The 16,116-nt window shown below is 65.4% G+C and carries 13 protein-coding genes; 2 read left to right on the top strand and 11 right to left on the bottom strand.

The window, feature by feature from the left end; genetic code table 11:
• The 7 genes from KDJ86_RS15925 to KDJ86_RS15895 all read right to left on the bottom strand — a co-directional run.
• The coding region (locus KDJ86_RS15925; protein WP_367116833.1) for a calcium-binding protein at positions 1 to 444 on the bottom strand (444 nt) is incomplete at its 3' end.
• Positions 445 to 520: 76 nt separating this feature from the next.
• Positions 521 to 1,288 carry a FecR family protein gene (locus KDJ86_RS15920; protein ID WP_291748001.1) on the bottom strand — a complete coding sequence of 256 codons (768 nt, stop codon included), beginning with the start codon at positions 1,286 to 1,288 and terminating at the stop codon, positions 521 to 523.
• A 17-nt stretch (positions 1,289 to 1,305) separates the two neighbouring features.
• Positions 1,306 to 2,577 carry a surface lipoprotein assembly modifier gene (locus KDJ86_RS15915; protein WP_291747999.1) on the bottom strand — a complete coding sequence of 424 codons (1,272 nt, stop codon included), beginning with the start codon at positions 2,575 to 2,577 and terminating at the stop codon, positions 1,306 to 1,308.
• Positions 2,578 to 2,742: 165 nt separating this feature from the next.
• Positions 2,743 to 3,543, bottom strand: coding sequence for a hypothetical protein (locus tag KDJ86_RS15910; RefSeq protein WP_291747996.1), 801 nt, complete (start codon positions 3,541 to 3,543; stop codon positions 2,743 to 2,745).
• A gap of 166 nt (positions 3,544 to 3,709) precedes the next feature.
• On the bottom strand, positions 3,710 to 5,944 hold the full coding sequence (locus KDJ86_RS15905) for an FUSC family protein (protein WP_291747992.1): 2,235 nt from the start codon (positions 5,942 to 5,944) through the stop codon (positions 3,710 to 3,712).
• Positions 5,945 to 5,973: 29 nt separating this feature from the next.
• The gene (locus KDJ86_RS15900; RefSeq protein ID WP_291747989.1) at positions 5,974 to 9,135 is read right to left on the bottom strand and encodes an efflux RND transporter permease subunit; all 3,162 of its coding nucleotides are present in this window, start codon (positions 9,133 to 9,135) and stop codon (positions 5,974 to 5,976) included.
• Entirely contained in the window at positions 9,135 to 10,256 is a 1,122-nt protein-coding gene (locus KDJ86_RS15895) for an efflux RND transporter periplasmic adaptor subunit (protein ID WP_291747987.1), read from the bottom strand. The genes KDJ86_RS15900 and KDJ86_RS15895 overlap by 1 nt, the downstream gene beginning before the upstream one ends.
• A 266-nt stretch (positions 10,257 to 10,522) precedes the next feature.
• Here KDJ86_RS15895 and KDJ86_RS15890 point away from each other — a divergent pair, with 266 nt between their 5' ends.
• Positions 10,523 to 11,293, top strand: a complete 771-nt coding sequence (locus tag KDJ86_RS15890; protein ID WP_291747984.1) for a creatininase family protein — start codon at positions 10,523 to 10,525, stop codon at positions 11,291 to 11,293.
• A gap of 10 nt (positions 11,294 to 11,303) precedes the next feature.
• Here KDJ86_RS15890 and KDJ86_RS15885 read toward each other — a convergent pair whose 3' ends face one another.
• Both KDJ86_RS15885 and KDJ86_RS15880 read right to left on the bottom strand, forming a co-directional pair.
• Complete coding sequence (locus KDJ86_RS15885; RefSeq protein WP_291747980.1) at positions 11,304 to 12,512, bottom strand: Aq_097 family APC-type transporter; 1,209 nt, start codon at positions 12,510 to 12,512, stop codon at positions 11,304 to 11,306.
• 69 nt (positions 12,513 to 12,581) lie between these two features.
• Positions 12,582 to 13,727 (bottom strand): mandelate racemase/muconate lactonizing enzyme family protein, encoded by a 1,146-nt coding sequence (locus KDJ86_RS15880; protein WP_291747977.1) that lies wholly within the window; start codon positions 13,725 to 13,727, stop codon positions 12,582 to 12,584.
• A gap of 388 nt (positions 13,728 to 14,115) precedes the next feature.
• Here KDJ86_RS15880 and KDJ86_RS15875 point away from each other — a divergent pair, with 388 nt between their 5' ends.
• Positions 14,116 to 14,412 (top strand): hypothetical protein, encoded by a 297-nt coding sequence (locus KDJ86_RS15875; RefSeq protein ID WP_291747974.1) that lies wholly within the window; start codon positions 14,116 to 14,118, stop codon positions 14,410 to 14,412.
• Between the two features lie 122 nt (positions 14,413 to 14,534).
• On the opposite strand, the gene KDJ86_RS15870 is transcribed toward KDJ86_RS15875, so the two are convergent.
• On the bottom strand, positions 14,535 to 15,092 hold the full coding sequence (locus KDJ86_RS15870) for a hypothetical protein (protein ID WP_291747971.1): 558 nt from the start codon (positions 15,090 to 15,092) through the stop codon (positions 14,535 to 14,537).
• 306 nt (positions 15,093 to 15,398) lie between these two features.
• On the bottom strand, positions 15,399 to 15,830 hold the full coding sequence (lysM, locus tag KDJ86_RS15865) for a peptidoglycan-binding protein LysM (protein WP_291747968.1): 432 nt from the start codon (positions 15,828 to 15,830) through the stop codon (positions 15,399 to 15,401).
• Between the last annotated feature and the right edge of the window lie 286 nt (positions 15,831 to 16,116).

Genomic DNA, 16,116 nt, shown 5'->3' with positions numbered 1-16,116 from the left:
CTTCTCGATCGACGTGATCGTCGATCCGGTGAAGTCCGCGTCGCCGGTGACCTGCAGCGTGTCGGTATTGCCACCGCCGTCATAGGTCTCGCCGGCAACCGCGTCGCCCGCATCCCCATCGACAACCAGGATGTCGTCGCCGTCACCGCCATAGATCTCGTCGACGCCGAGGCCGCCCGTGATCGTGTCGCCGGCATCACCGCCGGTGATCGTCTCGTCGTTGTTGCTGCCGGTTATGTCGAGCGAAGTGAGGAAGCCTGCCCCGTCAACGATGATCGCGTTGCCGCTGGTCCAGGTCTGAAACTGGATGGTGCCGGTATCGGAAAGGTCAAAGGTCTCACCACCGGCGACCACCGTGATGGTGAGTATGACGTCATCCGAGGTGCCGTCGACCGGACTGACCGTGCCAAGGGCGTTCGAATTGACATTGATAAGTGTTGCCACGCTACACGCCTCTTTTCATGACAACTCGCAGCAGTCGCCAAGCGCGAGCGGAAACTGTTTCCCGTGTGATCTTCCCCTATTGCGGCGGCGGAGGCGGAGGCGGCTCCGGGCTCTGCTCGCGGATCGTCTGGTCGATGGTTCCCTTTCCATTGAACTTGGCCGCCTGGTTGGCGCCCTTGCGCATCACGATGCCGCCGCTGCCGCCCTTGGCCACGTCGTTGAGCGACACCGAGGTCACGTTGAACTCGATCGCGCCCACCGCGCCGATTTCCACCGCCTGATTGATCCTCAGCTGGAAGGATCGCGCATCGACGCGCGACCTCACCGTGCAGGCCCCGCCGGTGCAAACCACCTTGGTACAGGTCTTGCCGGTCTTGGATTTGGCATTCAGGGCCTGGCAGGCGGCATCGTGGGTGACGAAAGCGGCGCCGCCGCGCACCACGAGCGTCGCGACGGGCGTATTGATCTTGGCGCCGTTGCCGTGACTGATCTGACCGCCGACGAAACGGAGCGCGCCCTTCGTCAGGCTCGTTGCGAAAGAGCCTCCTCCCCCGCCGGGCTTATAGACGAACTCGTCGATGACCAGATCGCTGTTCGGGCCGATCGTCATCGTCGACTTGTCGTTGAACATGACCTGGAGCGAACCCGACCCGGTGGTCTTGATACGCTCCTTCGAAACGATGTTGGTGCCGGCCTTGAGCTGCCGGGCGCTGCCGCCGGGCGGTGTTCCTGTCGACGAAGGCCTGACGGCCGCTGCCGAGCCGACCGTCTCGCCATAGGCGATGCCACCCGTACCAAGCGCCAGCGCGGCGCACATCGCAGCCAGGGCAAATCGCGTCTTCATGCCTACCTCCCGAATCGTCAGAACCGGCCCTGCGGACCGATTACCACCTTCAGGTCCTCGTAGTCGTCCCGGTCGAGATTAGAAATATTCTTAGAATACTCAATCGCAAGGCCCAGGGCGATTTTCTCGCGCAACGGAATCTCGAGGTTGGCGCCGACGATCCAGAGCCTGTCGTTACGCCTGGTATCGAGGGAAGCATATTTTTCGGGCGGCGCGATGCCCTTGAAATCGGTGTAGGAATAGCTGGCAAAGGGCGAAACCGACCAGTCCTCGATCCCGAACAGATCGAAACCGATGTCGAAGGCGATCGTCGCCACATACTGGTCGTAGCTCTGGTAGCTGGCTGCCGCGTCATTCTGGTGGAACGCGAAACGGCCCGACCAGACGATCTGGTCGGTGACCTGGCCATTCATGTTGACGGCGTAGGTGTTGAAGATACCGGTCTGGTCCGTCGCCTCCGGATAGTCGTCCGTGTTGTAGTAGGTACGGTCCTTGTATTCGTATTGAGGCTCGATCCACCAGCCGTCGGCGAAAGTCCATCGAACCAGCGCGCCGCCGCCATAGGCAAACTGATACGGGGCTTCACCGAGCGAAATGCCCTGCACGAGACCGTATGGCTTGAGCGACAGGGTCCCGTCGTCGTTCGTGATCCGGGGACCGACGATCCCCTCCGCGAAGCCGAGGTCGAGCCGATCGACGATCTGCTGGTCGGCATAGTATCCGGAGACCGACGCCTCGATGCTCAGGTTGTCGTCCACCGGCTCGGCGAGGCCGAGCGTCCCGAGCGCGAAGGTGTTCCAATCCGCCGTCGGCTTCTCGAACGGAAAGGGTTCCGAGAGCCCGAGCGCCACCGAACCGTGGTTGGCGTTGGTCTGATAGCGCATGCCGACCTGACCGAATCCCGACCATGGCGACGGCCTGGTCGCGCGGTTGGCCTTGGCCAGAAGCGTTGTCGCATCGGCGCGCTGCTCGGCGGTCAGCCCGGGAAGGGCGACCGCCTCCTTCAGATAGCCGGCGGCGGCGGCATAGGACTCGATCTGCATGTAGAGCCGCGCCGCCTCAAGCTGGAGCGCGGCATTCGTTGGATCGTAGAAGATCAGCCGCTCGACCGCGCCGATCGCCGCATCGTAATCCTGCAGCTGAACGGCGATGTCGATCATCCGGCGGTTCAGCTTGGCGTCGGACGGATCGACGAGCAGGCTCTGGTAGATCTTGTCGAGCTCAGCCTGCAGCGACGCGGAATCGCCTACCGCTCCCTGCGCCAGCCCCGGTGACAGCCCGGCTGCCACCACAATGCATGCAAGGATACGCGACACTGATAAAGGGCGAAATTCCGACCCCAACGCTGCCCCTGCTCTTCGATATCATTATCATTGCGGCGGCTCCGCGCCGACCGTTAACACATTCTCCATCTATTGTTGGCGCATAACGGGCCATAAATAAAGAGCCATTTGTCAGGCACAGAAGTCCGCTGGAATGGTCAACTTCGCGACAGTCTCGCCATCCGGATCGACATAGGCCATGTGGAAGGCGACGCCATTGTCGTTGAGATAGCGAAGCTCTCGCGATTCCTTACCGCAAAACAATGACTTGACCGCCCGCATCACATAGGCGTCGAAGGCCGCGACCTCGACCTTGGGTACCGGCCTGCCCACCGCGTAGCTCAGGTTAACCGTCATGCCGGATGTTTCGACGCCGGTTAGGACGAGTTCGGGGCCCGCGTCCCTGGGGAGTGTCTGCTTGAGCCGGTCCGCGAAAGCGGCAAGCCGCGCCGCCACCTCGCGCTTTTCGGCATCGAACGAGGGAAGCGGCGGCGCCGGATCGGCCTTGTCCGCCTCCGGCACGGCTACGACCTGCTCCGCCCGGGGCGCGGCCCCTGGGGCGTCCGCCTCCTCGTCTTGTGGCAAGACGGTCTCGGCGAGCGCAACGAAGCTCCGAAGCGCCGAGCGCAACTGGCCGGAGGAGGACAGGGTCATTGTCCCGACCCCGGCCACCAGCCCGGTCAGGAAGGCCATGGACAGGGCGGCAAAGCCGAATCGGCCGCGGCGCGGACGCTCCGGATGCTCCTGCAGCGGCGGCCGATAGGGCTCGGCTTCCGTATAGGTTATCCTTTCCGGTGGCCGTTCCGCCTGCGGCTCGCCCTCTTCTCCAACGAAGACGGGCTCACGTCGAACCGGATCGGCAACGACCGTCTCGACCTTGCGCCTGCTCCACCGGCTCGAGACCACGGCCGACAGGATGAGGATGAGCAGCACCGCTATGATTGCGGCGATTACTCCGGCAAACAGCGGATTTTGTTGGATAATCGACCCTAGCATGGTCCCTGATCGGCCTCACGATCCGGCCCTGGATGTTAATCCCCCGATGGTGCAACGACCAGCGTCATGCACCCAAAGCCGGCCGAAAGTATGGAGCGGGATCTTACGCATGCTCCTCCGGGGTCGACCAGCGCAGCCATGCCTCGGGCTTGCTCACGTCGACAACGGTGTCGAGCTCCGGTCCGGCCCCGGCAACCTCAGTTTGAATCGATGACAGCCACCAGTTCCATGCGACCAGATGTCTTGCATCGGCGACCCGGTCGACGCCAAGAGGCAAGGCCCGTTCGAAACAGCTTTCCAGAAGCGGCAGAAGGTCATCCGCTTCCGTCGCCGGCGTCTGGCCGGCTGGTGCCGGGCCGAGTGTCTCGAGACGTTCGGCGACGCTGTCGAGCAGGTCGGCGACCGCGTCCCGGTGCCGGGCGGTGGCCTGCAGCGTGTCTCCGCAATGCTTGCCAAGCCATGGCTCCGGTTCGGGAACCAGTCCAGCGACCGTGCAATGAACCAGGTTCGGCGCCTTGAACAGGGCGAGCCAGAGCCGGGTGTCGAGGTGCCGGCCGCGTTCGTTCAGCGCGACGCCAAAGGCCTCGTCGGCGCGGCGGCGGGCATTGAGCATCTCGGCGGTCGCCGCCCCAAGGCCTTCCTCCGTACCGCCGAGCAGGCCGCGCATGCCGGCGGCTGCCGTGCGATATACCCGGGCAACGGTCGCGGCGAGCGCGGCGCGCGCGCCGTGCGGCCACAGCAGCAACCCGATCACCGCCGCGCTGATCGCGCCGAGGGTCACCGTTTCGACCCGCTCGATCGCGGTGTCGATGCCGGCCGGGTAGATCAGCGTGAACAATACCACCAGAGCCGTCGTGAAGGACGCCTGTCCGATCATGAAGCCGATCGCCCCGGGCGCATAGCCGGCGAGGAAGATCGATGCCGGCAGGATCGCCCAGAGCGGCCCGACGGAGGTCTCGGCTGTCCACAGGATGATCGAAGCCACGACGAAGCCCATCAGGGTGCCCGCCACCGCCTGGAGCGCGGTCGCCGAGGTCGCGCCGGCGCTCGACCGGAGGACAAGAAGCGCGCCGAGGGTGATCCAGAAGCCGTGCTGGACGGGCAATATTTTCGCCAGGATCACCGCCAGGGTCATCGCCGCCGCCGCGCGGAGGCTGTTGCGAAAGATGACCGCGCTGAGGTCGAACTCGCGCCTGGCGATTTCGACAGAACGGAGCAACAGCTGGAGCGGCCGGTCGGAAACCGCCTCGGATTCCGGTGCTGTCGCCGGAATTGCCTGGTCCTGCACGCCAAGCCCGGCCGCCGCCGCGGCTTCGGTCCACATCGCGATATGCGCCAGCGCGAAAACCGGGAAGGATCGCCGCATGACCGCGATGGCGTCCGCGGCGCCCTTGTCCGAATCGCCGTCCGCCTCCTCCGCCTTTATTGCCGCTCGATCCGTGCTGTGGCGGCCGGCATCGAGCGCTTCCCTGATGGTCGGAGCGGTCGCGTCCGGACCCCGGGGATTCGCTTCGCGGCGGAGGTCGGCGGCGGTCCGGCGGAATGCATGGACGCAGGCGGCGATGAGCTTCGCGCTCTCCGCCGTATGGGGAGCACAGTCGAGAACGCGGCGGGTCAGCTCGCCCGACTGTTCGAGATGCTGGACGAGTTGCAGCAGGCCGATATCGCGGGAGCGCGGGCCCGACGGCCTGAACGGCGCGCTGACCTTGCGGCGGGCGTCCGCCAGGGCGTCGTTGAGACGCTTGTAGGCCGCCTCCCGTGCATCCTTGTCGTCGATCGACGCCAGGGTGTCGCCGAGCGCGTCGCTGACCGTGGCAAGGGTCTCGCGCAAGGCGCGCCGCCGGTCGACCGGCCACATCACCAGTGCGGCGACGAGCGCCGCGAACCCGCCGATGGTCCAGCCGATCAGGCGCTCGTCGAGCGGCACGCTGGTCAGCGGATCGAGGACGGTCAGCGAATAGGCGAGCGCGACGGGCGCGATGAAGGCCGGGGCATAGCCGCCGAAGATCGTCGCGAAATTCACGGTGAACATGACCAGGAACATGGCGATCGCGCCACCGACCAGGCTGCCGGACAGAAGCGAACCGATGACGATGACCAGATTGCCGATGACGATCATCGCCAGATAGGCGATCGAGCGCGGTCCGGGCGGTCCGCCATAGTCGGCGAAGACCAGACCGACGAAGCTCGAGAAGAAGGAGAAGGTGGCGATCGAGTCGAGGCCGAACCAGAGCTTGAGGACGGCGAAGAGCGGCACGCAGACGAGCATTGCCCGCGCCGCCTTGCGCAGATTGAGGAGATCCGGGTCCCTCGCCTTCAACCTGGCCAGAACGGTCATCCCGCGGCCCCCGACTGGACTGCCCCGCCCTAGCTGGCCGGCGCCTCGTTGGTTTCAGCACCCGCCTCCGGCTCCGCAGCGGGTGGGCGCCGCTTGCGGGTCCATTCGCGCATCCGGGCGAAGAAGACCCAGAGAACCGGGATGAAGAGAACGCCAATGACGGTCGCCGCGAGCATCCCGCCAAGCACCGTCACGCCGACCGAACGGCGGCTGCCGGCACCGGCACCGGTCGCCAGCGCCAGCGGCAGGACACCGAGGATGAAGGCGAAGGCGGTCATCATCACCGCGCGGAACCTGAGCCGCGCCGCATCCTCGGCGGAATCGACGATCGGTCGGCCGCCTTCGTGTTCGTTCTTGGCGAATTCGACGATCAGGATCGCATTCTTCGCCGCCAGCCCGACCAGCAGGACAAGCCCAACCTGCGCATAGACGTTGAGCGCGACACCGAATGCGAAGAGCGTTCCGATCGCCCCGAACATCGCGAAGATCACCGACAGCATCACCGGGATCGGCGTCGTCCAGCTCTCATACTGGGCGACGAGGAACAGGTAGCCCATCAGCACCGAGAGGAGCAGCAGGCTGGCCCCGGCCGCGCCGGCCTTGATCTCCTCGAGCGACAGCCCCGTCCATTCGTAGGTGAAGCCCGGCGGCATGGTTTCGGCCGCGATCTTCTCCATCGCCTGGATCGCCTGCCCCGAGCTCTTGCCGGTCGCCGCGTCGCCGTTGATGGTCGCCGAGCGGAACATGTTGTAGCGCGAGATGATTTCCGGGCCGAAGACCGGGCTTATCGTGACCAGCGCCCCGAGCGGCACCATCGCGCCTTCGTTGTTGCGGACATAGAGGTCGCGGATTTGCTCCGGGGTCGCGCGGTATTGGCCCTCGGCCTGGACATAGACGCGGTACAGGCGGCCGAATTCGTTGAAATCGTTGACGTAATAGGCGCCAAACGTCGAAGCGAGAACCTGGAAGAGGTTGCCGATATCGACGCCTCGGGTCTTGGCCGCCTCGCGATTGACGTCGATGAAATATTGCGGGGTATTCGCCTGGTAGGTCGAGAAGACGCGGCTCAGATCGGGATCGCCATTGGCCTGGAGGATCATCCCGTTGACCGCTCCGGCGAGCTCCGCCGGCGTGCGCGCTTCCGTGTCCTGCAGCACGAACTCGAAGCCGCCCGTCGTGCCGAGTCCGGGGATAGGCGGCGGCACGAAGGGCCGGACCGTCGCGCTCGGCAGCGCAAGCAGCTCCGGCGCGACGCCGCGGATGATCGCGCCGAGGCCGAGCGACGGCTCGGTCCGCTCGTCCCACGGCTCGAGCACCGCGATGACGAAGGCGGCGTTCGGCGCCAGCGCGCCGGACAGCGCGCTGTAGCCGGTCACCGATATGACATTGGCCACGCCGGGCGTCTTGCTGATGATCTCCTGGACCTGCTTGGTGACGACTTCCGTCCGCTGCAGGGCGGCGCCGTCGGGCAGCTTGACGTCGACGAAGAAGGAGCCGCGATCCTCCGGCGGCAGGAACCCGGTGGGCACGGAGCGCCCCATCAGCCCCGTCACGATGGCAACCGCGACAAAGGCGATCATCGCGAAGGCGGTGACGCGGATCAGGCGGTGCACGATCCCGACATAGCCGGTCCGGGTCGCCGAGATGCCGCGCTCGAACCAGGCGAGCGGCCCCGATTTCCTCTCGCGATGCGGACGCAGGATGCTGGCGCAGAGCGCCGGGCTCAGCGTCAGCGCGTTGATCGAGGAGAAGAACACGGAAAACGCGATCGTCGCGGCGAACTGGACGAACAGCCGGCCCGTCAATCCGGGCGTGAAGGCGATCGGCACGAAGACCGCGAGCAGCACCAGGGTCGTGGCGATGACCGGCCCCGACACCTCCTTCATCGCCTTGCGCGTTGCTTCGCGCGGTTCGAGCCCGTCGGCCATGTGGCGCTGGACGTTCTCGACCACGATGATGGCGTCATCGACCACGATGCCGATCGCCAGGATCAGCCCGAACAGGCTGACCGTGTTCAGCGAGAAACCCAGGGCGGCGAGTGCCGCGAAGGTCGCGATCAGCGAGACCGGGATGGCGATCGCCGGGATCAGCGTCGTCCGCCAGTCCTGCAGGAAGACGAAGACGACGATCACGACGAGGACCAGGGCCTCGAACAGGGTCTTGATCACCTCTTCGATCGACGTCTCGATATAGAGGGTGGTGTCGTAGGTGATCTGGTAGGCGAGGTCGTCCGGAAACCGCTGCGAGATTTCGGCGATCTGGTCGCGAACGCCCTGCGCGACATCGATCGCGTTGGCGTCCGGTAGCTGGTAGACGGCGAGCAGCGCGGCGGAACTGCCGTTGAGCTCGCCGAACCAGCTGTAGGTCGCGGCGCCGAGCTCGACCCTCGCCACGTCGGACAGCAGCACCATCGACCCGTCGGTATTCGCCCGAATGATGATCTTCCCGAATTCCTCGGGCGTGGTCAGGCGTCCCTTGGCGCGCAGCGGATACTGGAACTGCTGGCCGGGTGGCGCCGGCTCCTGGCCGACGGTGCCGGGCGAGACCTGGATATTCTGGTCCTGGATCGCGTTGATGACGTCACCGGACGTCAGCCCAAGCGCCGTCAGGCGGTCCGGGTTGAGCCAGATCCGCATGCCATAGTCGCGCGCACCGAGAATCGAAACGCTCGCGACGCCCGGAACCCGGGCGAGGCTGTCCTGGATGTTGATGCTGGTATAGTTGCTGAGGAAGATGTCGTCGTAGGTCTTGTTCGGCGAATATACCGACAGGACCATCAGCATCGAGGTCGACTGCTTCGAGACGGTGACGCCCTGCCGGTTCACCTCTTCGGGCAGGCGTGGCGTCGCGACCGATACCCGGTTCTGGACATTGACCTGCGCCTGATCGCCGTCGGTGCCGACCTCGAAGGTCACCGTCAGCGAATAGCTGCCGTCGTTGCCGCTGTTGGAGGACATGTAGGTCATGCCCTCGACGCCGTTCACCTGCTCCTCGATCACCGCCGCCACGGTCTGCTCGACCACCTCGGCATTCGCACCGGGATAGTTGGCCGAGACCTGCACCTGCGGCGGTGTCAGTTCGGGAAATTCAGCAACCGGCAAGCTGATGAGCGAAAGCACTCCGGCCAGCACCATGACGATGGCGATGACGAAGGCGAATTTCGGCCGGTCGATGAAGAAGCCGCTGAGCATCAGCTGTCTGCCGGCATTTCGGCGGGAACCACGGTGACCTCACCGCCCGGACGGACTTTCTGGATGCCGTCGATGACGATCTGCTCGCCGACCGTCAGGCCCTGCGTCACAACGATATTCGGGCCGTCGATCGCGCCGGTCTGGATCTGCCTGATCTGAACCTTGCTGTCGCTGTCGACGACGAGCACGAAGGGACCGGTCTGATTGAGCTGGACCGCCGCCTGCGGGATGAGGATCTGGTTCTCCGGCTCTCCACTGGTCAGGATGACGTTGACGAACTGCCCAGGCAGCAGGATCTGCCGCGGATTCGGGAAGTCGAAATAGACCTTGATCGTGCCGGTGCCCTGGTCGACTTGGTTGTCGGCATAGGCGAGCTTGCCCGTCTCCCCGTAGACTTGGCCGTTGGCGAGGCGGATTTTCGGCACCAGATTGAGCTTGGTGCCACCCTTCACCGCCTCCATCACGTTCAGATAAGTCTGCTCGTTCAGCGAGAAGACGACCCGGATCGGATCAAGCGCGATGACCGTCGCCAGCACGCCGCTGTCCGGCCCGATCAGATTGCCGACATCGACCGCGCTGCCGCCTATCCTGCCCGCGATCGGCGTCGTTATCTCGGTGTAGCCAAGGTTGAGCTTCGCCGTGTCGAGATCGGCCTCGGCCGCCGCGACCTCGGCCTTGGCGCTGGCCTCCGCCGCGGTCGCCTTGTCGAGCTCGGCCTGGGAGACCGTTTCCTTGTTGAACAACTGCTGGGTCCGGTCCAGGGTCTGCTGCGCCTCCGTATGCGCCGCCTTGGCCCGGTCGACCCCCGCCTCCGCCGCGGCGACCGCCGCCTGGTACTCGGACGGGTCGATCTTGTAGAGGATCGCGCCTTTGTCGACATCCGAGCCGTCGGTAAAGTCCTGCTCGATCAGGAAGCCCTTCACCCGCGCGAGGAGGTCGACCTTCTCGAAGGATTGGGTCCGTCCGACAAACTCGCTGGAGGCTGCGAAAGGCCGTTCGGTAACCGCCAGCACGGACACCGATGGCGGCGGCGCGGCGCCCGCGTCGGTCGGTGCTGAATCGCCGCACGCGCCAAGGCCCGCGGCCGCCAGGATCAGCGCCGCGATTCTCGCCGCGCGCAAGGACAGTCCCGAATGGCCCACACTTTCCCCCTAGCTTCGATGCCCCCTCTCCTACTTAGAGGAATGTGCCGCCAGAGGCTACGGGTCGTCTCATCGCCAAACGGCCGGCCGCCCGATCGACGCTTCCTTGACAGTGGCGCCAATGGCATATGTTTCGCAGATCCAACCGGCCAACTGACCGATCCTCTCCGTCGGCATGCAACCCGTCAGTCGGTCATCGGCGGCCGGCACCGGGGGAATTCCAACCAGACCAGCGGGAGCATTCCATGCGGAAAGTATTATGGGGCGACTACCCGGCCGCCGAATTGCGTGACCTTGCCGCGCGCGACCCGATCGTCGTCGTCCCCATCGGCTCGACCGAGCAGCATGGGCCACATCTTCCGGTCCAGGTCGATTCGCTGCTCGTCGCCGAGGTGGCGCGGCGCGCGGCCGAGCGTGGCGGCGACGAGACCATCCTGGTGATGCCGACGATCTGGACCGGCCTTGCCGAGCATCACATGGGCTTCGGCGGCACGGTGACGCTCGATTATTCCGTCTTCCATGCCCTGATCCGCCAGGTCTGCGTGTCGCTGACCCGCCAGGGTATTCGTCGCATCGCCCTCCTGAACGGGCATGGCGGCAATATCGTCGCCCTCCAGCTCGCGACCGGCGAACTCGCCCGCGAGATTCCCGGCGTCGTGGCGACCGCAACCTATTTCCTGCTCGCCGAGCAACGATTTGCCGGAATCCTCGAGCGTCAGGACGGCGTACGCCACGCCTGCGAGGCGGAGACCTCCATGACGCTGGCGCTCCGGCCCGACCTGGTCGATATCGAGGCGATGCGGACCGTCGACGCCCCGGCGGAAGGCATGCTCTCCCCCGGCTTCCACCGCTGGCGCCCGATCGAGCACTGGAGCGACAGCGGCGTCATCGGCTACCCGCCCGCGGCCAGCGCCGAGAAAGGCGAACGCCTGCTCGAAGCCGCGGCGGACGCGGTGAGGGACGCGCTGGTCGATGAAGAGCTCTGGACACCGCCGGCGGCCCAGGTAACCGTATGACAGGCCCAGGTCAGCCAGCGGCGGGAATGCCGAAGACGGCGATGAAATAGGCGAGCGCCGCCAGGAAGCTGAACCAGGCAACCTTGCGACGCGCGCCGCGATGCCGCGCGATCATCGCCGCGACCGTGCATTGCAGGCCGTAGTAGAGAGCGAAGGCGCGGGAGGCGAGCGCCACGATCGACACCACGTCCGTCGCCCAGATCACAAAGACCGAGATCGCGCCGATCAGGAGATAGGCGTGCTTCGGATCGATATGCTTGCGGCTGGTGCCGCTGACCAGTTCGCTGGCGCCGATGCTGTCCGCCACGGAAGCGCTGAACTGGCTGGCGATGGCCCCCGCCGTCACGATGTAGGGCAGCCAGGGGGACACGCGCCCGATCACATCGATGACCCCCGCCACGTCGGCCGAGGACGTGAAATAGGGATAGAGCGGGATCATCAGGACGAAGAAGACAAGATAGACCGCCGAAGACAGGAGCTGCGCGTTGCGCATGGCGGCGATGCGGGTGCCCGCGTCGTACATGTCCCCCATGAAGCGCGACGTCTCGAAGCCCTGGACGATGATCAGCAGCCCCATCAGGAAGCGGAGGGTCTCCCAGTCAAACCTCTGCGGTGTCTGCGGGTCGCCCGCCCAGCCATATCCGGACGGCAGGTCGAGGCAGAAGATCGCCAGGGTGACGAGCAGCGCCGCGATCGCCGCGAGATTGGCGCTGACCGTGAATTTCTCCGCTCGCTCGACACCTTGGAGCCCCTTCGTCGCGCCGACCGCGCAGATCGAGAGGATCAGCGCCGTGGCGATGCCCTTCACCAGCAGCGGATCGTCGCGGCCGAGAAGCTTCATGCCAAACGCGCCCAGCAGGACGAGATAATAGGCGACCGAAATGAAATAGGCGCCGATCAGGGCGAAACGCGAAAGCGTCTCGATCGATTCGATCGGATGACCCGCCGCCGCCTTGTCGAAGATCGGTTCGCCGAAACGGATATTGTACCGGATCGCCCCGCCGATCAGATAGGCCAGCGCCGTCAGGCCGGCTACCGCCGCCACCGCCCAGATGCCGACGGCGCTGGCCAGGAGCGGCACGGAGACCAGGAAGCCGCTGCCGATGATCGAGGCGAGCGGGGTGACCGTCGCCGACCAGATCCGGCTGGCGCGGACCGGGCGGCTGATCAGGACGAGGAAGGCAATGACCAGCGTCGCGACAAGGGCGATGTCAGACATCGGGTTTCACCATGTCGCGAGGTTAGAGAAGAAGCCTCGCCAAAGCCAATCGCCCGGCGCCGATGCCGGCTACGAGATCGCGAAATGGTCACGCCGGTGCGCCGCCACGGCGGCCTCGTCGAGGTCGACGCCGAGCCCCGGCCCGTTCTCGGGAATGAAGACATAGGGCGGCTCGAAACGGAGCGGTTCGGCGAGGAGATCATGGGTGCGGATCATCCGTCCGAAGATGTCGCTCGGCCAGACGCAGCTCGGCGCCGCGACGGCCGAATGGACATACATCGCCTCGAGGATGCCGAGGTCGACCTCGGACCCGTGCCAGGTGTAGACGCCCGCCGCCGAGAATATGCCGTCGAGCTGGCGGAACTTCGCAAGCCCCGTGTTGACGTTGAAGCCGTCGACGCTGCCATGGGTCAGGCAGGCGATGGCGTCGTGGACGCGCTGGCCCTGGTAGACGTAGGGCAGCGAGATATGCTGGACGATCGGGATCGACGACGCCCGCCGGAGCTCGGCATATTCGGCGTACATCCACTTCGGGATCGGATCCTCGACGAGGAGCACGTTGCCGACCTCTTCCAGCCCCTTGAGCCGCCGTCGCGCCTCGCCGGCATTCTCCCAGCGCTGGTTGGGATCGAGGAGCAGCTTCATGCCGGGGGCGCTGGCGGCGATCTCCCGCGCCCAGGCGACGACGTCGTCCTCGAGGTCGCATTTCATCTTGATCGAGTCATAGCCCTGCTCCCGGAAGCCGGCGGCGACCCTCCCGGATTCGGCGACGGTGCGATGGCTCGACCAGCCGCCGACCATGGCCGCTTCGCGGACCTTGCCGCCGAGCAGCGCATGGAGCGGAATGCCCAGCGCCTTGGCATAGGCATCCCAGATGGCGCATTCGAAGCCGTCATATTCCCGGCAGAGCGGTATCGGCAAAGCCTGCAGGGCAAGGTCCTTGAGGTCGGTGCCGATCAGGCTCTCGGAAACCTCCCGGATCACGGTCATGTCGTGATCGCGATAGAATTCGCCGAGCCCCACCACGCCATTCGACAGCTCCAGCCGGAGGATGAGCTTCGACAGCTCGTCGAACTGGACGGTCCATCCCTTCCTGCCGCCGACCGGCAGCATGTGGAGCGGCTTGCGGGTTTCCTCGGAATCGACCGCGCCGGGCCGCGCCGGCACCACCACCTCGTCAAAGGTGAGGGATCGGATGATGAATGGGGATGTCATGGAAGCGCCGTCCCGCGGAAGCGTCGGAATCGATGATGGAGCCGAAGCAATCGGTCATGATTACCGCCGGCACCATGCCGATACCAGCCCGTTGGCGGGTTCGTCGGGCGTTCGATTCCGCCGCCCGGCGGCGGGCAAACCGCAACCGGCGGACCTCATGGGAGCGGTATCCCCGGTCTGCCGGCCGATGCCGCCATGAGGCAAACGGTCGCGAATTGGATTGGATCGCTTCGCAATCCGCATTGTTCGGGGGCGAGCTATGGCTGCAGGTTGCAACGATTCCGTCAGATTACGAAACGGGCTGATTGCTATCGCGGAACCGTGAAGACAAGGCGCGGGTCTTTGTCCGCGCCGAGCATTTCTACTGGTGGCAGAGGAGCTGAAAGCAATGGAAGCAATCATCAACTTGCTCATCCAGGCGATTGCCGGGGGTGCGGGCGGCAACGCGGTTGGCAAGGGAATCAAGAACCTGTCTCTCGGCAGCGCCGGGGATACGATCGCGGGTGCCATCGGCGGCGTTGGCGGCGGACAGATTCTTGGGGCCCTCATCCCGGCAATCGCGGGCGCGGCCGAAGGTGGCGGCGTCGACATCGGTTCGATCATCGCCCAGATCATCGGCAGCGGAGCCGGCGGCGCGATCCTCACGGCGGCAGCCGGAGCGATCAAGAACGCGATGTCGAAATAAACACCATTCCCGCCGGAGCGATTCGGGCTTCGAAGTCCGGTCGCGACAGGCCGATCGCGGCGGCCGGACCATCCTCGGGGCGGAGCCCGTTCCTGACCTGGACCACTCACGGCCGGTTTATCCTACTGGCCGCGTTCCCACGGAGGCACGACAAAGGCCTGGGCTTCATCGGGGCCGCCCGGTGCCATGAAATCGTGCATCGATTCGTCCCTGAAATACCGCCAGAAACCCGCCGCCATGGGAGCCTCGACGATCTTGAAGGCGCCTTGCCGCTCGCTGTCTTCAAGGAATTCCCGATAGGCATCGAGGGGCTCGGGACCGAGCTGCTGGTAGATGATCCGTCCGCCATTCCGCTCGTAGAGCGCCTTGTTGATCTTCCACCGGCGAATGACCGCATCGGCCATGCCGCGCAGCAACTCGTCGGCCGCCCCTGTTTCGTCCTGTTCCACCGCCCCGCCTTCCGCCGCCTCGCCACTCCGCACGGCCGCGACGTAGGCGTCGATTTCCGCGGGCTCGACGACGATGCCGTGCTCGGCCGCGTAGCGGTCAAACAAACGCGACAGGATCGCCTCCTGCAGCTCGTTCGGGTCCGATGTGTGAATCGCCTCTCCCAGGACCGTGGCGGCGAGCGGCGCCGCGTCCTGTTGCGCGGCCTCCTCCGGAGCGTTGTCCCCGATCATGATGACATGCCGGGCATTGCCTCTCGCCTGATGATCACGGGATGCCGGGATGCCCCGATGTGGCGTCGGGATTTCGCCAAGCCGCCATCCGACGCCGAGCAGTTCTCCGGCCTCCGGCTGCGGCGCCCAGCAAGCGTAGCAGACAGCCGCCAGGACGACCGTCGAGACGAACGGAAGACGGGCCGGGCGAGAAACCTCGCGCGGCCCCGTCGGTTTCCGGGCAAAAACGCTCACAGCTGTCGGTCCGTGCTTGTCGGGCCGACCGGGCGGCGTTCCTCGCACCGATGCATCCGGCAGGCCTCAGCGCTAGGGAATCCGGAGCGTCTGGCCCGGATAGATCTTGTCGGGGTCGGACAGCATCGGACGGTTCGCCTCGAAGATCTCCGTGTATCGGCTTCCCTTTCCATAGTGCTCCTCGGCGATCTTCCAGAGCGATTCGCCCTTCTTTACCGTATGGAAGACGGGCTCCCGCGCCTCGGGCGCCGCGACATCGGTTTCCACCTTGCCGACGCCTTCGACATTGCCAGCGGCCAGAACGATCTTTTCCAGAGCTTCCTGGCTCGGCGCCTCGCCCTTCAGAAGCACCTTGTCACCCGCGACGGTGACATCGATCTTGTCCGAGCCAAGATCGTATTTGTCTATTTCCTTCTTCAGCGCGGTCGCCTTCTCGGCATCGTCGTCTTCATCCACGAGGCCCAGCTTCTGACCGGCCGCCTTGACGAAATCGAACAACCCCATCTTGTCTCCAATACTCTATCTGGTTGCTATTCTAGGTGTTTTTAGGTGAATCCGCCAAAGGCGCTGGGCTCGATGCCCGAGCATTCACATGATCGAGAAGAAGCGCCGTCCGGCCGGCGACATAATAGGTTGGGAGGCTCGGCGGTCTATCCCAATCGCGCCGTCGACAGCCGGAATACGCAGCCTGCGCGCGGCCGACATAGGACCGCCAAACGGGCCTGCGCGGCGATCGGGGTTGGCCGATCTGCACGCCTGGACCGAGAGCCGCAGGGCCGCATAGGCCCAT

Origin of the sequence: Bauldia sp. (assembly GCF_020442045.1) — a bacterium.
Taxonomy (GTDB): Bacteria; Pseudomonadota; Alphaproteobacteria; order Rhizobiales; family Kaistiaceae; genus Bauldia.
This window is presented reverse-complemented; position numbering and strand designations above follow the sequence as displayed.